At 48.7% G+C, this 19,182-nt stretch carries 18 protein-coding genes; 4 read left to right on the forward strand and 14 right to left on the reverse strand.

All coding sequences use genetic code 11. The features are described 5' to 3' along the window. Window positions 1–57: 57 nt before the first annotated feature. The 4 genes from KE531_04060 to KE531_04075 form a co-directional block, all read right to left on the reverse strand. A complete protein-coding gene (locus KE531_04060; GenBank protein MBR9952804.1) occupies window positions 58–1,092 on the reverse strand; it encodes a hypothetical protein in 1,035 nt (344 codons plus the stop codon). Window positions 1,093–1,203: 111 nt separating this feature from the next. Next, complete coding sequence (locus tag KE531_04065) at window positions 1,204–3,180, reverse strand: hypothetical protein (protein MBR9952805.1); 1,977 nt, start codon at window positions 3,178–3,180, stop codon at window positions 1,204–1,206. A 38-nt stretch (window positions 3,181–3,218) separates the two neighbouring features. Then, a complete protein-coding gene (locus tag KE531_04070; protein ID MBR9952806.1) occupies window positions 3,219–5,381 on the reverse strand; it encodes an MMPL family transporter in 2,163 nt (720 codons plus the stop codon). Between the two features lie 25 nt (window positions 5,382–5,406). Next, on the reverse strand, window positions 5,407–6,147 hold the full coding sequence (locus KE531_04075; GenBank protein ID MBR9952807.1) for a hypothetical protein: 741 nt from the start codon (window positions 6,145–6,147) through the stop codon (window positions 5,407–5,409). 153 nt (window positions 6,148–6,300) lie between these two features. On the opposite strand from KE531_04075, the gene KE531_04080 reads away from it, so the two are divergent. Beyond that, window positions 6,301–6,894 (forward strand): TetR/AcrR family transcriptional regulator C-terminal domain-containing protein, encoded by a 594-nt coding sequence (locus KE531_04080; GenBank protein ID MBR9952808.1) that lies wholly within the window; start codon window positions 6,301–6,303, stop codon window positions 6,892–6,894. A gap of 133 nt (window positions 6,895–7,027) precedes the next feature. Beyond that, window positions 7,028–7,321, forward strand: a complete 294-nt coding sequence (locus KE531_04085; GenBank protein MBR9952809.1) for a hypothetical protein — start codon at window positions 7,028–7,030, stop codon at window positions 7,319–7,321. A gap of 63 nt (window positions 7,322–7,384) precedes the next feature. Here KE531_04085 and KE531_04090 read toward each other — a convergent pair whose 3' ends face one another. Both KE531_04090 and KE531_04095 read right to left on the reverse strand, forming a co-directional pair. Next, complete coding sequence (locus tag KE531_04090) at window positions 7,385–8,257, reverse strand: radical SAM protein (GenBank protein ID MBR9952810.1); 873 nt, start codon at window positions 8,255–8,257, stop codon at window positions 7,385–7,387. A gap of 13 nt (window positions 8,258–8,270) precedes the next feature. Beyond that, window positions 8,271–9,545 (reverse strand): ATP-grasp domain-containing protein, encoded by a 1,275-nt coding sequence (locus tag KE531_04095; protein ID MBR9952811.1) that lies wholly within the window; start codon window positions 9,543–9,545, stop codon window positions 8,271–8,273. Between the two features lie 16 nt (window positions 9,546–9,561). Between KE531_04095 and KE531_04100 the strand changes: the two genes are divergently transcribed. Continuing rightward, a complete protein-coding gene (locus KE531_04100) occupies window positions 9,562–10,233 on the forward strand; it encodes a transposase (protein MBR9952812.1) in 672 nt (223 codons plus the stop codon). Continuing rightward, on the forward strand, window positions 10,203–11,132 hold the full coding sequence (locus tag KE531_04105) for an IS3 family transposase (protein MBR9952813.1): 930 nt from the start codon (window positions 10,203–10,205) through the stop codon (window positions 11,130–11,132). Before KE531_04100 ends, KE531_04105 begins: the two co-directional genes overlap by 31 nt. A 312-nt stretch (window positions 11,133–11,444) precedes the next feature. Here the strand turns inward: KE531_04105 and KE531_04110 are convergent, their stop codons facing one another. From KE531_04110 to KE531_04145, 8 genes are all read right to left on the reverse strand, one after another. Beyond that, entirely contained in the window at window positions 11,445–12,464 is a 1,020-nt protein-coding gene (locus tag KE531_04110) for an ATP-grasp domain-containing protein (protein MBR9952814.1), read from the reverse strand. 235 nt (window positions 12,465–12,699) lie between these two features. Then, a complete protein-coding gene (locus KE531_04115) occupies window positions 12,700–13,500 on the reverse strand; it encodes a WecB/TagA/CpsF family glycosyltransferase (GenBank protein ID MBR9952815.1) in 801 nt (266 codons plus the stop codon). After that, window positions 13,475–14,545 carry a glycosyltransferase family 4 protein gene (locus KE531_04120; protein MBR9952816.1) on the reverse strand — a complete coding sequence of 357 codons (1,071 nt, stop codon included), beginning with the start codon at window positions 14,543–14,545 and terminating at the stop codon, window positions 13,475–13,477. The genes KE531_04115 and KE531_04120 overlap by 26 nt, the downstream gene beginning before the upstream one ends. A gap of 11 nt (window positions 14,546–14,556) precedes the next feature. Then, window positions 14,557–15,774, reverse strand: coding sequence for a nucleotide sugar dehydrogenase (locus KE531_04125; GenBank protein ID MBR9952817.1), 1,218 nt, complete (start codon window positions 15,772–15,774; stop codon window positions 14,557–14,559). Between the two features lie 42 nt (window positions 15,775–15,816). Beyond that, a complete protein-coding gene (locus KE531_04130) occupies window positions 15,817–16,875 on the reverse strand; it encodes a GDP-mannose 4,6-dehydratase (protein MBR9952818.1) in 1,059 nt (352 codons plus the stop codon). Then, window positions 16,872–17,414, reverse strand: a complete 543-nt coding sequence (locus tag KE531_04135) for an acyltransferase (GenBank protein MBR9952819.1) — start codon at window positions 17,412–17,414, stop codon at window positions 16,872–16,874. The genes KE531_04130 and KE531_04135 overlap by 4 nt, the downstream gene beginning before the upstream one ends. After that, complete coding sequence (locus KE531_04140) at window positions 17,383–18,138, reverse strand: WbqC family protein (GenBank protein ID MBR9952820.1); 756 nt, start codon at window positions 18,136–18,138, stop codon at window positions 17,383–17,385. The genes KE531_04135 and KE531_04140 overlap by 32 nt, the downstream gene beginning before the upstream one ends. Further along, window positions 18,135–19,151 (reverse strand): glycosyltransferase family 2 protein, encoded by a 1,017-nt coding sequence (locus KE531_04145; protein ID MBR9952821.1) that lies wholly within the window; start codon window positions 19,149–19,151, stop codon window positions 18,135–18,137. Before KE531_04145 ends, KE531_04140 begins: the two co-directional genes overlap by 4 nt. Window positions 19,152–19,182 lie beyond the last annotated feature (31 nt).

Here is a 19,182-nt window from a genome sequence, read left to right on the forward strand (position 1 = left end):
GTACGCCCCAGGCTCCCGAAAAATGACAGGCATGTGATGCAAACAGCCCCATGCCTGTTACGGCTCACCGGTATCCACAATTCTCGCCCCATCCGGCCCGACAAAATACCCGTCCGGCGTCACGGTGTTTTCATACATGGCGCCGCTCTCCGGGTCCAGATAATACTCCTTCCCGTCCACGGTGATCCAGCCGGTCTGCATATAGCCCTCTTCATCAAAATGGTACCACCTGCCGCCTTCCTTCAGCCACTCTCCGGCCGGATACGTCCCGTCGGCCCGAAGCCACCAGAACCGCACGCCGTCGGCCGCCTGCATCCACTGCCCGGCACATTCTCCGGCCACAGCTTCCATCGTCCCGTCCTCCTTAAGAGCGAGGGCATCCGAAGTCTGCCAGCCGCTCTTATTGTTGTTTTTCCGGCTCACCGACCGGATCAGGTAGCGGTACTCCCCGGGGTTCTCCATGTCCCCGGAAAAATCATAACTAGTACCATATATGGAACGTGTCTCTCCGATCCAGCTTCCGTGAAAGACGAGCTGGAGCTGGTAATACTTGGCTCCGGACACCTCGTTCCAGCAGGCCGTCCCCGGCCTATCGGCAGACCAGCCGGCTGCGGACGGCGCAGGCGCCGTCCCCGTATCGGCGTCCTCATCGAACAGCAGGCGGATGGTAAGAACCAGCGTAGAGCTGTCGTTTTCCCTCGATGCGCGCACAAATTCTGCCTTATCATACCGCGATTTTGCCCGTTCCGAAAGGCGCAGCTTAAAGCCCTTTGAGCCTGTCTCCGAAAAATAATATGCCTCGTCATCGTTTACGGAGAGGGTGATTTCCGCCTCCGGCGGGTTCGTGTTCCGAAAGCCCTCGCCGTCCTCATTTGTGACAAAGACGTCCTCAACCGTATAGAGGGCTGCATTTTCCCCGTCCGGCGTCACAAAAACTTCCCCGTTTTCTTCCTTTAAACCGGCTTCCGCGCCGATCACAAGGGAAACTTTCCCTACTGCCTCCCGCGTCCTGGCTGCGGCCGTCCCGCAAGAAAGCACGCCGAAAGCAGCCGCCATAAAAGCAGCGGAAATTCCCTTTTTCCAGCCTGTCATAAAACCACTTCCTTTCACGATACGTTCCTGCGGCCGCCGAATGCCTCCCCGGATCCGGCGCCTCCCGGGCCCATGCCGCCATGGACGGGAAGCTTCTCCTTCCAAAAATCTTTATCGGTTTTTAAAAATTTCCACAATGGCATTCCACATTTTCACAAGCACGTTCCACATCCTCTGAAGCGGGCTCACGTCAGCCGGCTCCGTCTCAGCGTCCAGAACCTCCTCGTCATCGTCCAGGCTGATTTCTTCTGTCCTCAGAATAATCTGGAGCGTATCCGGCTCCGCGTTTTCCGGAGAAGTGAACGACACCTTCGGGGCGTTGGGATCCATGTTCAAAAACAGGGTGTCGTCTTCTAAGTCTTCCCACTCCTCATCCAGCGTGTCCTTCATAGTGCGCCCGGCCGCGCGCATGGAGGAGGTGCTGTCCAAAAGCCCCAGGCTCTTATCGAGAAGCTCCATGCTACCGTATATGGTATCCCTGGCGGCCGCGTCAAAGTCATCGCTGCTGGCCCTTACCGTATTCTGAAGCGCCGAGAGCGCATCCACACTGGCTTTCAGGGCGTCTGCCGTCTGCTCCGTCAAAACCCGCGTATCGTCAAGCGCCGCCTGGAGATCGGGATAATACATGTCTAAAGAATCATTTAACGCCGTCAGATCCTCAATCACCATGTCCATCCCGTCCATGAGCTCCGCTGTGTACCTGGCCGAGTCGCCAGTGGCCTCCATCAGATGAGAAAGATCCGAAGTCAGGCTCTTCGATGAGGCGGAAATCTTTTCCAGATACCCCTTCCTCGCCATCAAAGCCTGCAAAAGCTCGTTCCCGTCCATGGTGACGCCGGGGATGGCCGCCGGCGCGTCAGACGGCGTGGCGATCTCCGCGTCCATGTAATAATCCTCAGAAATCTGGCCCAGGCTTCCGCTTAACGACCCAAGTCCCGTCACATAGGCCTGGGTGCTGGCCTCCAGGGCTGCATCCAGAGTAATCAGCTGTTCCATCAGGCTCGTGAGGCCAGGAAGCTCGCCGGAGATGTCCTCCGCGTCGCCCCGGATCCGTCTGAGCCCGGTATTTAACCGCCTTAAGGGATCCTGCATGTCGCCAAGGATGTCCACGATGCCGCCCATACTCTCATGCACCACCTCGGCCGAGTCCTTGGCCGTCTGGATGTGCGGGATCATGACCTCCATCTGGCCGGCGACCGCAGAAAACGCCGCTAACGCCTGGTCGTTTTCCGCCAGGATCCCGTCCTTTGCGCCGCTCCAGGTCTTCCTCGCCGCCTCCGCCGACTGAAGGCCGGAAATGAGCTGGTTCACACCGTCCCCCATGGCTTCCATGGATGCGGCCATCTGATCCATGCTGTCATAAAGCTCATCTCCTGCCTCTTTCCAGGTATCCTTGGCCTCCTTAAGATCCTTTACATGCTCCAGGTCGTTCACGGTTCCCGGCGCCATCGCCATGACGACGCCGATGGTCTCAAAGCAGTCCGTCCCGATCCGAACCGTGAAGTCGCCTTCCTCGCCAGGCAGGGCCGTGAACACCACAAACGTATTTTCCCCGATGTTCTGGGTCTGGGAGCCCTCGGCCTCCACGCTGTAACAGGACGTCCGGTCCACCGGCACGGCCGCAAGAAGCACCATGTTGTTCCGGTAATACTCGTCTGCCTTATCATTTGGCTCTGCCAGAATATGAATCTCCACAAGCCCCGACGCCCCGGCCAGGGTATCGCCGTCCGCCGGCACGCCGTTTAATTTATAGGAAACATCAAAAGTCCAGGGAAGCTCCGTCTTCTCCGCGTCCATGGCGGCTTCATAGTAAAACCGCTCTCCCGGCGCGCCGGAAAGCTTCCAGGTGACGCTCCCGTCCGCGAGCTCCGGCTCCGTGGCGTCCGACATGTTCGTCACCTTCTGATAATCGCCGTAGTCGGTAAATTCCGTCTTCCCGTTGGGACTTATGGCCTTCACCACGTTGACCTTCGTCGGCGTCCCATAATAGTCAAGATTTATGTAAACAGACTCCTCCACGCCGGCCTTGGCACCGGCGCCAAAGGCCGCCTGCGGTGCGGCAAAGATGTTCCCGGCCGCCGCAAGCACCGCGAGAAATGCCGCAGCCCCTCTTTTATATGGATGTCTCATGCTTTCACTCCTCCGTTTTCCTTTCGTTTGGCCTGCCTCGCCTTCGCGGCGGCCCGCCATTTCTTTTCGACGATCCAGCCGTCTGCCATGGCAAGAAGCGCCGGCAGGGCCGTCAGAACAAGAATCATGCTGAACAGGCCGCCGCGGCCGATCAGATGCCCCAGATCACCGATGGCCGCCGTCGTGGAAATAAAATGCACGATGTAGCCGGCCAGGGTGATGATGCTGCCGGAGGTGAGGATCGACGGGCAGGAACGGGCGATGGCCGTCATGCACGCCTCACTCTTTGTCATGGTGCGCCTTGCCTTCTGGTAGTTGTTCGTCAGCAGGATCGAGTAATCCACCGTAGCGCCCAACTGGATGCTGCTGACGATGATGTAACCCATGTACACCAGGCTGTCGCCGGTCAGATACGGGACGGCCATGTTGTAAAAGATCGCCACCTCAATGGGGATCATGACGACAACCGGGATGATGAGCGACCGGAAGCTGGCCATGACAACCAGGAATACGCCGGCCAGGGACAGCGCATTGACTTTTATATTGTCCGCCGTGATCGTGGTTTTGATGTCCTGGGTGGACGGCGTCTGGCCCACAAGGTAGCTGCCCTCGGGATAATAAGACTCGAGAATCCCGCGGATCTCATCGGTACACTGAAAGGCCAGATCGCTCTCCTCCTTCGTCCGGATGTAGATGAGCATCCGGCAGGCGTCCTCCGTGTGGAGCTGCTCTGTCATGGACTCCGGCAGGAATTCCTCCGGAACCCCGTCGGGGAGCGTGTTCGCCATGGACGTCACGCTTTTCACGTAAGGAAGCGCCTCGATATCCTCCGTAAGCGCTGCCTCCGTCACCGGCGACGTGTTGGGATAGAGCGCCAGCAGCATGTTGCTGCGGCCGAAAATCTCCGTAATCTCTTCGTTGCTCTCGTAAACGGCCGTCCCCTCGGCTGCGCCCACGGAACTGTTCCCATACAGATAATCGTTCATGCCCTGGGCCACATAGGCGAACGGCGTAAGCAGAAGCATCACCGCCAGCGTCACGTACCGCATATGGTACGCCCGCCGGCTGAATTTCTGAAACGGCGGCAGGAACGAACGGTGCCTCGTCGTATCGTTCCACTTCGCAAACTTTAAAATCATGGCCGGCATGAAAAAGACCACGGTCAAAAGGCTGAAAACAATCCCCTTTGCGAGCACCAGCCCAAGGTCAAAACCAATGGTAAATTTCATGAACACCAGCGCCAGAAAACCGACTACTGTCGTCAGGCTGCTGGCAAAAATCGAGTTGATGGCCTCTTCGATGGCTGTCACAATGGCTTCCTCGTCGGACACCCCGTTTTCCCGCTCTCTGGAAAAGGCATCCAACAGGAAAATCGCATAATCCATGGATGTGGCAAGCTGGAGAATAATCGCCACGTTATCTGTCATAAAGGAAATGGTTCCGATAAAAATATTCGTGCCCTTGTTTAAAAGGACGGCGACACCCATGACAAACAAAAACAAAATCGGCTCCGTCCAGGCCGATGTCGTGATGCAAAGTACCGTAAGAATCATGACGACGGCCACCACAAGAATCCGGCTCATTTCTTTCTCCATCGTTGACTCCAGAGACTTGTTCTGGACAGCCATGCCCGTAAAGCGGCCCTTCTCCCCGGTGATCTTCTCCATCTCGTCGATGGCCCGCGACGTCCTGTCGGAGTCGTCGGACTCCACAAATGTCACATCCATGACGGCACAGCCGTCCTTATAATAATCCCGGATTTCCTCCTCGTCGATGAAATCCTCACCGGAATAGATGTTGACGGCGCTGTCGCACCAGAGAACCTGATCGACGCCGTCCACGGCCTCCAGTTTATCCTTGTACTGCTTCGCCTCGTAAAGGCTCACGTCCTTAATCATGACCCGCGCCGTCCCGGGATAGCCGAATTCCTGCTCCATCACGTCAATCCCGATGCTGGATTCGGCGTCATCCGGCAAATACTCCGTCAGGTCATAATTCACATTCACGAAAAACATTGCCAGCAGGGAAAACAGGCAGCCGACTGCAAATACGCTCTCGATGAGGCCGCGCCTTCTTATAATCAATCTGGCAAGCCTGGCAGGAAACGCCATGCCTTCTGTGTCTTCCGCTTTCTGCCGCTTAAAAAATTTCTGTCCCATGTTTCTGCTCCTTGCCAAATTTTTTCTAACGCAGGAAGAGTATCAGAAACGCGTGCCGCCCGTCTGTCTCCTCATGGGCGATGCCCACACTCCTGTAATATTCCAGAGAGCGCAGCCGGTCTCCCCGGATCTCGTACCTGTCTTCCGTCTCCTTAAGGAGCCGTTCAAAGGCCTCGTCCGCCCCGTCGCAGGATTTTATGTAAACTTCCAGGCAGGTGGCATGCTTCCGGCCATAAACCGCGGCCAGATAGTCGCCTGCCGTCCCTTCGTCCGGAATCTTCCCGTCCGAATAACGGCTCTCCCTTGCCGCAGAAAGCCTATGGGCCGCCGCCCTGTTAAGCTCCATGTCCATCTCAAAGCCTGCGTACTTATCATACACGGGAAGATCCGTATCGAAGCCGTCCTCCCGCTCCGGGTATTCCTCAAAATACAGCTCCCGCTTCTTTTCATTCATCTCATCAAAAAGCGCCTGGGTCTCTTCGTCATAACAGCCGGCCGGGTACGCCCCGCCGCCGGTGTTATCCTGCCATCGGGCAGATTTCAGTGCCCCGTTTTCGGTAAATTCATAGACGGCGTTATCAAGGAACAGATCTTCTTTATTGACAGAGCCGTCTTCAAAAAAGTAGTACCAGTCCCCGTCGATTTCCCGAAACCCGCTTTCCGTGGGGCTTTCTGCCGCCATGGCTGAGAGGCCAGGCTCACCGCCAAAGAAAATAAAAAATACGGCCATCGTCACGGCGGCCGCTGCCGTTTTCATGATCTTCATGCTGTCTCATCCTCGTCCTTTTGTTCTCTCTTCCTTGCTTGCAATATTATCCTATTTTATGATACAATACTCAAGAATCACTTTTTTTGAATTGACCCAAATGCGACACTTTTCAGAAAGTGTCCATTTTAAGACAGTTAAGAAAGGCCTGTTATGAATCAGACAACATCGAAAACCAGCGTCTCCGCACGCCGGACATATCTTCTCTTAAGCCGCACCCTGTTTGGGCTCATGGCCGATTCGCCCTTTGAGCGGATCACCCTGACGGATATCTGCAATGCCTCCCTGGTGCCGCGTTCCACCTTTTACCGATATTTTGAAGACAAGTATGACCTGCTCCACTGCTGCCTCCGCGGCCTCGTCGACGAGGTAGGGCTCACAGAAGACGTCATCTGCTTCAAAAACCGGGAATCCATCCGCGATTTCCTCATGGTTTTAATCCGTCACATCAACGAAAACATGAAACAGTACCGGAAAATCTACGGGGCGAACCAGGACGGGGAGCTGATGAAAATTCTCCAGAATGGCCTGCGCCAGATCCTCACAGAAAAGCTGGAGGAAGCCGAAGAAAAGGGATACCGCTCCAAAATCCCGCATCCGATCTTTGCCTCCCTGCTGGCGGATTTCTACTTCGGGATTATCAAATGCTACCTGGAGATGGCCGATCAATATGATACGGAGACTTTTATTGAGAATGTATGCCTGTTTTCCGAGCGGGATTTTTTTGAGACGGAAGGCGGCCGTTAGCACCTTCTGCTGTTTGTCAGCATTTTTGCGGCCTCACGAAAAGGTTTCTGAGATTTGATTGCATTTTTCCTTCAAAAAGACTATAATGATGGTAACAAGAAACGCTTTTTACATAAACGAGGAGGAGATTCCCATGAAGCTTTTAATTTATGGAATGGATGCCTGCATCAATTGCAGGGAAGCAAAAGATTTTCTGAATGAGCATGAAATTCCCTTCATGTATTTTGATATCACCGAAACCACAGGAAATATGAAAAAGTTCTTAAAGCTCAGAGACCACGACGACCTGTTCGCCGGGGTGCGCGAAGCCGGAAAGATCGGAATCCCCTGCTTTAAGCTGGAGGACGGCACCATGACCCTTGATATGAACGTCGTTCTCGAAAAGCTGGGCCGGACGGATCTCCATTACAGGGAAGCTCAGTGCTAAATAGAATCGGGCAGGCAGAACTGGAAATTCCAGAATCTGCCTGCCCGTTTTTCTGTCTTTCGGTCAGTCAAAGAAAACAGCCTCTCTCTTCGGGTTCGCTTCCTCCCGCCGGATGGCCTCGTCCAGATGGGATAACATCTTTTCCCGGTCTTCGGGAAGCCGCCCGCGCGTCCGAACCTCAATCACATCGTGAAAGCCGTCGTACATCTTGATGGGAACAGAAATTTTCTCCATGAGGCGCCGTTCCTCCAAAAGGCTTTCCAGTTCCAAAGCCGGAACAAAGCTTCCGTCCTCGATCTCCTTAAAAAGCGGCGCCCGCCGGTGGATGAACATAGTCGTGTTGATGATCCGCTCCGGCCCTGTCCGATTGATGAACTCCGCTGTTTTTTCCGCGTTTTCAAGGCCGCGGCCGGCTCCCGCCGTCCCGAGCATCAAATGGGCGCCGTAGGCGATGCCCGCCTCCTTAAGCCTTGCCGTCTGCTCGTAGGCGGCCCGCAGGCCGTGATCCTTTTTAAGGTGCAGAAGGACGTCCTCCAGCCCGCTTTCAATCCCCACATAGACGATGTCCAGACCATTTTCCCTGAGACGTTTCAGTTCTTCCCCGCTTTTTTTACTCACATCCGTGACCGTGGCATCCATGCCGATGGACGTACAGTCCGGGAAATACTGATGGATCAGCCTTAAAATCTCACACAGGTGCTCAAACGGAAGCTGGCACGCGTTCCCGTCTCCCAAAAACACCCGCTTCGGCGATCCGTTTAGCGCCCGCACGCGCCCCAGCTCCGCCTCCACCTGGGCAAGGGGCAGGACACGGAAATTCAGGTGCTTGAAAAGTGTACAGAAGGTACACTGGTTATAAGAACATCCGACTGTCACCGGCAGCATGAACGAGGCCCGTTCCATGGGCGGGCGGCAGATTTGACCTTCGTATTGCATGAGACGCTCCTTTCTATTTTCTTCCTTTTCTGTCCGTTTCCATTAAAAACTCATAATCCGTATAACGGATCAGCACGTCTCTGCTTTCTCCGTCCTCTCCCTGGCACCGTACAGAAACAACGTCATTAACTTCTTTTAAACGGCTGCACATCTCCTCACAGCAGCCGCTGCTGAAAACAACATTTGCAAGTTGCTGGAATGGCTCGATCCTGTCACCCTTATGGACGTTAATCTCAAGCAGAACCCCTGGAATATCTGACAGCTTGTCAAAGCCGGAGACTTCCGTAACTGTTCCCCCGCAATCTGACCAGAGAACATACGAACAGGCCGGCTTTTCAAATGGAACTCTCAAAGGCACCGGAAGCTCCTCTTTCGTATGGCGTATCCCCAGAGAACAGTCCAGCAGCCAGTCGACAGCGTCAAAGCCGCAGGCCTCATAAAACGGTATATATCCGGAGTCTCCTGGCAGGCGGTATCCCATTTCAATGGCATAAAAGGTTCCTGCTTCGTCCATCATAAACTGGATCCAGCCAAACCCCTCCCGACACCCGATATGCTTTAACATTTCCGCAGCCTTCCGATCCGTCGTTTCGATATATCTGGCTAAGTCGCTGACAACCGATGTATTGATCGAATAACAGAAGCTTGGCTTCCCGGGCTGAAAATAAGCTGCGGAAAGCGAAACAAGGGAGCACTCCCCCTCAGCCATTGCATAGTACGCAAGAAACTCTTTCCCCTGTATCTTTTTCTCTACAAGAATTTTTCCGCTGGGAGACAGACTTTCGGCGTTCCTGCATGCAGCAGGCAGTTCCTCTCTGCAATTACAAAATGACAGGCCGCGGTTCGCACACATATCTGCCGGCTTGACAACCACCGGAAATGTGATTTCGCTCCAGTCTTCCAGATTCTCCGGGACAGGGAAGTCCTCTGCCGTGGGAAGTCCCGTTTCTCTGCACGCCTGCTTAAATTTTATCTTATTCCTGGAATAGCTCCATGCCTCCGCGGTAAAATACCAGGGAAGTCCCAAATGGTCGGTAAGTTCCAGGCAGCGATCCAGATTAAACTCGCTGACACCGCAGATGACTGCTTCCACGCCTTCTTCCCGACAGCGTTTTTCCAGACAATCCACATCTGCCGTGGAAATATCCCAGATTTCATCCGCCGATTTTTTCGCTGGGGAGGCCGACAGCTCTTGGTCATCAGTTACAATCGTATAAAGCCCCCGCTCTCTGGCCTTTGATATGCTCCCTTCTAGGTAGACAGTTGAAATAATAAAACTGTTTATCAAGGAGGGAGCATTTCTTATGCGTAAATATTCTGCTGAAGATAAATTACGAATGGTAAAGCTTATTTTGGAAGCTAAACATAGTATTACATCTGTATCAACAGGCGAAGGAATTCATCCTACTACTTTAGAAGAATGGATTCGTAATTATCAGTCTATGGGTTCAGAAACCTTTTACAACAAAGGATGGACCAAAAGAACTTCTGCCGAGAAAGAGATTGCCGTACAAGAGTATCTTTCTGGTCTTGGTTCACTACGTGATATTTGTAAAAAATATAAAATTTCCAGTACTCGTACACTCAGGCAATGGATTGCGCTGTATAATGGTCATAAGGAACTGAAGGCTTCCAGAACAGGAGGATGTAGTCTTATGACCAAAGGAAGAAAAACAACGTTTGAAGAAAGAGTGGAAATTGCATCCTACTGCATTTCCCATGGCCATAACTATGCTGAAACATCAGAAAACTTTAAGGTGTCCTATCAGCAGGCACGAAATTACACTATCAAATACGAAACAGGCGGAGTTCCTGCATTACAGGATAACCGCGGCAAAAGAAAATCGGAAGATTCTCTTACAGAGGTGGAAAAGCTTCAAGCGGAGTTGAAACTGGAAAAAGCCAAACGGCAACGTGCAGAAATGGAGTTATCATTCTTAAAAAAATTAGAGGAAATCGAAAGGAGGCGGGGCTGAGCCTGATCCGCCACGAGCATATCTATCAGGCTGTCAAAGAAGAACAGAAAGAACACGATTATCCGATACAGGAGCTTTGTAAGATTGGCGGTGTTTCAAGGGCGGCTTATTACAAATGGCTGAACCATGAAATGTCAGAGAATGAACAGGAAAACCGAAAAATTGCGGAACTGATAGAAAAAATCCACATAGAATCACCTGATAAGGGTTATCGCAGAATCCGTGATGAGTTGGAGCGTTACCATGACATTGATGTAAATGATAAACGTGTTTTGCGCATCTGCCGGAAACTTGGTATCAAATCCACCATTAAATATGCAAACGATAGCTGTACAAGACAGGCTGCAAATCCACAGTACATAGCCGAAAATATCCTGAATCGTGAATTTACGGCAGAAGCTCCGAATGAAAAGTGGTTGACCGATGTAACGGAATTTCATTACTATATCGGAAATGAAAAGCACAAGGTATATTTAAGTGCAATTCTTGACCTGTATGACCGAAGAATCGTATCCTACCGTATTGGAGACAGTAATAGTAATGCATTAGTGTTTGATACCTTTGATGATGCAGTCAAAGATAATCCTGATGCACATCCAATGTTTCACAGTGACAGAGGCTTTCAATACACCAATAGAGCCTTTCATGCAAAACTTGAAGCAGCAGGGATGATGCAGAGCATGTCCAGAGTAGCAAAGTGTATCGATAATGGACCAATGGAAGGATTCTGGGGAATTCTAAAACGGGAGCGTTATTATGGTAAACGATTTATGGACAGAGAATCACTGGTGGTCATGATAGAGAAATATATCAATTACTATAACAACAGACGTTTGCAGAGGAAGCTTGGTATAGTAACACCAATGGAGAAACACGAAAAATATTTACAGGCAGCGTAAAAATCTGCCAGCAGGTGATACCTACTGGCAGAAAAAAATTATATTTTTTTGATTGTCTACTTGACGGGAAGCAGTTCACTTTTTTATAATATAAACACTTCCATTATTGCTCCCCAGCATCAGCAGCTTTTTCATGTTTTTTCCTTTCCCGCCATAAATATAAGAACTGTTCCGCCTCCGCCTGGTCGAACGGCAGCATATACGAAGTCCGTTCTGCGTGCAGACTTATGTATTGCATGAGGGATTCTCCTCTCTCAATAGAGGGATAAAGGGGTTTTCTTATCAATATTATAGGGCGTTTGGGGGAAGATTTCAAGATGGCTGGTTTTCCTGAATCTCCGGCCCATTATAACGAACCATGATATCTTCTCCTTCCGTATCAAGTACGGATACCGTTCTGTTAATATACCGAAGTTTTTCTATCATCTGTTCTTTTGTAGCCGTTGAAAAATTGATGGTAAACAGTAGATTTCCCTTTTCTTTCTGTTCCTCCAGGCGCATCCCTTCATAACAATTCATATGCAGATACAGGTGTTCCAGATGTGCGGAAAGTTCCTGGACTCCACGAATACTTGCAATTACACATGGTTTATGAGACCATATACAATAAGTGCAAAGAACCCGTCCGCCAGTTTGATACGGAACAATAGTCAAATCTGTTTTCCCATCCAGAGATATATCCGTAATCAGCTTGATCTGGTCAACACCGATAGCTTCTTTCAGCATATTGAAAAGTCCCAGGCCATCAAGTCTACTATTCACCTCAAGAAAATATATCTTTCCTGTCTCTTTATCTGCAATGGTCTGGAAAAACGCAATCCCATTCGCAAAGCCGATATCTTTCAGGAGTTTCCGCACCTTCTTGTCATACTTTTCAAGATATACTGCTTCCCACTCTGTCCTGGAATAGCTAAGGCAATAACACATGGTGGATTCGTCCGGATTCACCCGGGTCTCCGACAAAGAAATAAGCTCCGGATGCCCATCTACAATTATATAGCTTGTGTTAAATTGATTTCCCCTGATATATTTTTCTATCACAATCTTTCCAGTAGGGGAATTTTCTCTGGCCAACCGGCATGCCTCTCCAAATTTATCTATGTGCTCACAAATTGTGATCCCCCGGTTAAAACAGTTGTCCGCCGGCTTCACGATAACAGGACAATCGCTTTCTGTTGGGAAATTTTCCTCCGAAAACTCCTCTGCAACAGGAAGCCCATGTTTTTTACACATCTTCCTGAATTCCAGCTTATCATGTACATAGCTCCAGGCTCTAGGAGAAATGTAAAACGGAAGCCCGAGACGCTCTGCCAGCTTCAGGGCAGTCTCCAAGTTTGGCTCACTTGTCGTCGCCAGGATACCATCTGGTTTTTCCTCAAGGCATTTCTGATAAATGGCTTCTTCGTCCCGCGTGCTGATATTCCAAACCTCGTCTGCCAGCTGCTTGGCCGGCGACTCTTCCACAGGCAGGTAGTCTGTCACAATCAGACGATCTCCTCTCTTCTTTATATACTCTGCCACTTCCCGGTATCCGGTGTTGCTTCCAATCAATAACAAGGTTTTCATTTTATTCTCCCCATGACCGATATTTAAATACCATAGCTAAAATCCTTAAATCATCCACAAAATATCTCTTGAATAGTCTGCGAGGTTCTTTCAGGAAACGGTAAAACCATTCCATTCCTATACTGCTGATCCATCTGGGACAGCGTTTTACTGTCCCTGCCAGGAAGTCTACGGTTGCCCCTGCACAGATGGACAAAAGAGCTCCATATTCTCTGCTGTGCTCATAAATAAACTTTTCCTGCTTGGGACATCCAAAACAAACAATCAAGATCTCAGGAGACGCTTCTGCAATCATTCTTTTTATTTTAGCCAGTTCTTCTTTGTCCTTTTCAAACTGCATTGGCGGAGAGTAAGTCCCGCAAATTGTAATATTAGGTATGCGTTTTTTCAGATTAGCCGCTGCCCTTTGAGGTACCCCTTCCGCCCCTCCTAAGAGAAATATTTTCCATCCTTTATCGGCAGCCTCACGGCAAAGCGCCGGAACAAAATCCGAGCCCGAAACTTTCTCTTTCAATGGTCTTCCATACAAATATGAAATCCAGACAAGCGGCATTCCATCTACCATCGCAAAATCTGCTTCATTGATGATTTTCCTGAGATATTCGTCCTTATCCGCTTTTACCGCCACATCCACATTAACAAATACCATTTGAGAAGGCGTCCTGCCCATAATCCGCTTCTCTGCCTCGAAAAGGAGTTCTTTTTGCGACAGATTATCAACATATAAATTCAGCAGCTTCTCTTTATTTTCCCTCACTATGTCATCCCCTCTGAGATTATTCAGCCTTAAGCAAATCCTCATAAATAGATATAAGGTGCCTCAAATGAACAGGAAATGAGAACTCATTTCGGATTTTCATGAAAGCATTATCACTATACTCTTTTCTGGTCTCCGGGCATAGAATCATCTCCTTCATAACCAAAGATAGCTTGGAAACATCTCCAGGCTGTATTAACCGCCCATTTTTTGAGTCTTCAACCACCTCGGAAATGGAGCCCACCTCTGTTGATACATTCGGAATTCCATAGCTCATCGTTTCTAAAATTGCCATGGGCAGCCCCTCACTGTAAGACGGCAAAACATGCAATATGGTCTCGGAAAAGCATTTTTCCCGTTCTCCTTTCTCAAGCCAGCCACAATATTTCACTCGTGTCTCCAGTGAGCGCGCATGAATCCTTTCCCGAACATTGCCTTCTACATCGTCCCCATAGAGCATTAGGCAAATATCCTCCGGAATTTCGTCCAGAATATTAGAAAAAGCGTCCAGCAGATCTTCTATCCCTTTTTGTTTCGTCAGCATCCCATAAAACAACAGATTCTTGCCTTCATTGTTATACAGATTTTCGGATGGTGTATGAACAGCATTATGAAGCACCAAAACTTTCTTCCGATTCTTTTCTCCCATTACGCGTTCCATAAAAGGCACCCAGTTTTTTCCCAGAACAAGCATTCTGTCTGCCTGGCAAAAAATCCATGCTGTCAGTGTTCTTACCGGAAGGCGCTGCCTGCTGTACCATTCTTCAATCGGGCCGGCATGCATATGAATTACCGTTTTGGCCCCCAACGCCTTTGCAATGACAATCACAATTCCTTTCCGAAAAACACTCCCTCTTTCTGCCATATGCACATGGACGATATCCGTTTTATCGGTCAGAATCAGACCTATGATTCTTATCATTGCGCCCGCAAATTTGAGCAGCTTTATCGGAATGCTGCCGCGTGTTGCAGTAGATATATATTTCAGATTTGTCTGCGTACGAAATCGTTTGCTTTTCAGATAATTCTCTGAAACTGTGAGCATTCCGCCCACAACCTTCTGATCCACTCCCACCATTAGCACTTTCATTGTCCTGCTACCTAATCCCTTTTAAAAATATCCCTCGTATATACCTTATGTTTCACATCATCAAGACAACTGTCATATCGGTTTGCCACAATCAGCCTGCTTTTCATTTTAAATTCTTTTAAATCCGCAGTCACCATACACCCGCAGAAGTCCGTCTGGCCTCTCAGCGCCGGCTCATAAATGAGCATCGCTATCCCCTCACGTTTTATGTTCTCCATGACTTTTAAAATACTGCTCTGGCGAAAATTATCAGAATTACTCTTCATTGTTAAACGAAAAATCCCGACCACAGTATTTGGAGTCTGCTCCGCTTTTGTCTCATCTTTCCGCAGCAGTTCCACAATCCGCTCAGCGATGTAATCTGTCCGAATTTTATTGCTTTCCACTACTGCCCCTATTAACTTCTCCGGTACATCCTGATAATTCGCCACCAATTGTTTTGTATCCTTAGGAAGACAATACCCCCCATAGCCAAAACTGGGATTATTGTAATAATCACCAATTCGTGGATCTGCACAGACACCTTTTATAATTTGCCTGGTATCCAATCCCTTCATCTCTGCATAGGTATCCATTTCATTAAAATACGCGATCCGCAAAGCAAGGTATGAATTAGCAAATAACTTTACTGCCTCTGCCTCCGAATACCCCATATAATAGACGGGGACATTTTCTCTTTCTGAGCCTTCCTTCAAAATATCTCCCAAAACGGCAGCTGCCGCTTCAGACGTTTCTTCCTTATCGCAGCCAATAATAATTCTGGAAGGAAACAGATTATCATACAGTGCCTTCGTCTCCCGTAAAAATTCCGGGCAGAACAGAATACATCTGCCCTTCAGTTTCTCTGCTGCCTTCTGAGTAAAGCCTACCGGAACCGTAGATTTTATAACCAGAGCCGCTCTGGGATTACTCTCGGCTGCCTGCTGGAGCACAGTCTCCACCAATGATGTATCAAAGAAGTTTTTCTCCGGACTGTAATCCGTAGGAACCGCAATCACTATAAAGTCAGCATCTTTATATGCCCTGGCCATATCCAAAGTTGCTTCCAATTCCAGCGTTTTCTCTTTCAGATACGCTTCAATACAGGAATCCTGGATCGGAGACTCTCTGCGGTTAATTTTTTCCACCCGTTCCTGAAGAATATCAAGGATACAAACCTTATGACGCTGTGCCAGCAATACGGCAACCGACAATCCCACATAACCTGCTCCGACCACTGTAATCTTCATTGTCTGTTCCATACCAACCTTCCTTCCACAGGCAGTGCCTTCTCATTCTCTCATGTAATATTCATAATACCATTCCGCAAATTTTCTCAATCCCTCCCGAAGCGGAACCGATGGGCGAAATCCAAAATCCCTCTCCAGGGATTCCGTATCTGCACAGGTGACAACTACATCTCCTGGCTGCATGGGCACCAATTCCATATGAGAATCCAGATCATAATCCTTATCCAGAATCTCTGCACGGATCAGCTCCTCGCGCAAAACTCTGACAAACTCTATTAAATCCTCCGGATGGCTGTTGCCGATGTTGTAGATTGCATACGGCGGAACAGAAAGCCCGCGTTCGTCCCATCCCTTTTCCGGAGCTGCCTGAAGAACTTTTATAATTCCTTCCGTCACATCATCAATATATGTAAAATCTCGTTTGCATTTTCCATAATTAAAAAGCCTGATCGTTTCGCCCCGGACCATCTTGTCCGTAAAGCTGTAATAAGCCATATCTGGTCTTCCGGCCGGGCCATAAACGGTAAAAAAACGGAGCCCGGTAGACGGAATATCATACAGTCTGGAATATGCATTTGCTAAAAGCTCGTCGGACTTTTTTGTCGCCGCATATAAGCTGACAGGCCAATCCGCCTGATCCTCCTCTGAGTATGGTACTTTCTGGTTTGCCCCATATACAGATGAGCTGGATGCAAAAACAAGATGCTCAACAGGATAATGCCGGCACGCCTCTAATATATTAAAAAATCCCACGATATTTGTTTCAATATAAGTATCCGGAAAATCAATGGAATAACGGACTCCGGCCTGCGCTGCCAGGTTCACCACAACATGAGGCCTATACACGGAAAATATGTTCTGCACAAATTCTTTATCGGAGATGGATCCCTTAACAAACCGAAAACATGCATAACCCTTCAGCCGTTCCAGCCTGCCTCTCTTCAAATGCGTATCATAATAATCATTGATATTATCTATACCGATCAAAGAACAGTCGGGAAATATGTTGCATATTTTTTCCGCGAGCCCTGCGCCAATGAAGCCTGCGGCACCTGTAATCAGTATTCTCTTTCCATGAAGCGGCACATTTCTTGGTTTCATATTGCATCCTTTCTGACGAGCTCTGTTTTTCGCTGGCTTGTTATCGCTTTTTCCAGATACTTTCTCTTTTCTGCTGCCCCCAGATGCTTCGTCTTCACGCATCTGTTTCTGTTTTTTTCATAATACTCTTCTACGGTCTGAATAACCCTGGCCGGAACCCCGACTGCCACAGAACCAGACGGAATGTCATGCGTCACCACTGCTCCGCAGCCGATGATGCAGTTTTCACCGATATGAACCCCTGGCATGAGAATACTGTTCAATCCTATATGAGTGTTCCTGCCGATTCGTATTTCTCCGAAACGGTCTGCGTTTTCCAGCCATCCTAAACCGCGCAATGTCCACATTCCGCCGTCATGTGTCACAAATTTAACTCCGGATGTAATTCTCACATGATCGCCGATCCAAATCAGATATGGCTCACTGCCAAATTCCACATCCCGGCAGATATCGCACCCTTCGCCAATATGAAGCCCCTGGTGTCTCAGCATCGCATAATAGGATTTTTCACTCAGCAGACCTCTCAATATTCGATTCATTTTCTTCCTCCGTCTCTTCCCGTCCCGGAACGATCACATACTCGCCCAAAAACTCTTGAATTCGTTTTACCGGATTAAACATCATGACATCCAGAATTGACAATCCCGGGACAAATACACTGCCAAATTGTTCATATTCAATTACTCCGGTCTCTACAAAGCCAAGCTGAATTTTATGCTCCTGAAACCTGCTTCCCGAATAAAGTGCCTGCCCGCCAATCGCATTATAATATTCACTGGCTCCGAGATGGTCGCATATGTCCAAAATCCTTTCCTGCCCTTTCCGTGAATGATCTTTCTCAAGTTCAGAAGATAGCAGAATTGGAGTTTCAATTTCCAAATATTCACAAATTTTCCGTATAGAGTCCGTAAGATACTCCGACAGGTTCCTTTGCTCGTCATCCACAATCCCGCAAAACAATGGATATACAGAATCAAAATAGGGAGCCCTCTTATATGCCAGTTCTACTTTTCTTTTTGCCCTTAGCCTCTCCTTTTCGTCCCAGTTTACCTGAAGCTCATTGATTTTTCGATTCTGACTGGCCTTACTGACAGGAAGGTTCAGATAGGCAGGTTCTCCGTGAATCAAAATGCGGTTGCGGTTAATCCATCCTCTTCCAATATAGTTTACATCATCCAATATGACATATGCATCCACTGCATTCAGCAGCTGCCAATATCCGATATATGGAAGAAAATATGGCTGCATAATTCCAAGCTTCATCTCTTTCTCCTTTGCATAATCCCAACGAAACGGCAGAAAATACTTAAGGCCCTGTAATGTCCCCGAATGAGAAGTCTCGTAGAAAGCCTGAAACGAACCCTCATGCTTTCCGTGCGCACATAATTTTTAAGGCTCTTATAAACCACAGAAGCTTTCATTTCTTCAAACGCTGCATTCTTTTCTCTGCCGCTTTTAATACCGAATACAATATCCGCCATACAATAATTTAAAGCCAGGAAATAATGATTTGCCAGAATCTCCATGTTCACATTTTCCGGATACTGCTTTAAATACTCCAAAAGAATTTTCCTCGTTTCATTAACCATCCGGAAACGATATGGAAATACACGTCCTGTTGCACTTTGAGGCTCACCGCACCTATAATAATAAAGCGATTCCTTCAGATAAAACACCTTTCCTGCCTCAAACAGCCAGGGCAGCCCTATGATCAGATCCTCCCCCTGGCAGATGTCCAAATATTTATGATACCGCTTTGGATCCACAATCCTGCGTCTTACTGTCTTTCTCCACAGCGGATTCATAACAAAAGACTCTGACAATCTCTGCGCAATAAACTCTTTGTCCAAAAAGCCTGCGCATTCACCTATTGGAGTATCCGGAACAATCTTTTCTTTTCCTTTTTCTGTGTAAACTTTATTAGAATCAAATAAAATCAGTTCCGCATTGCTTTCCTGAATCGCTTTGTCAAGCTTCTCCAGAGCGTTTTTCTCCATCCAATCATCTGCATCGCAAAAAACGAGATATTCTCCTGCTGCCTGCTGCATCATGGATATTCTGGTTCTGAAGATGCCTTGATTCTTTTGAAAAAAAACATGGATCCTTTTGTCGTTTAACGCAAACTCATCTGCAATTTCCCCCGAACGGTCTGATGATCCGTCATTCAGGAGAATCACCTCAAAGTCTTCAAAAGTCTGTTCTAAAAGTGACTCCAGACATTTTTTAATATGCAATTCCCCATTATAAACCGGCACCAGTACGCTAAACCGCGGCATTTTTTCCCCTTTCTGTATTGAGGTTTCCCCA

The sequence above is a fragment of the Eubacteriaceae bacterium Marseille-Q4139 genome, from assembly GCA_018223415.1.
Taxonomy (GTDB): domain Bacteria; phylum Bacillota; class Clostridia; order Lachnospirales; family Lachnospiraceae; genus CABSIM01.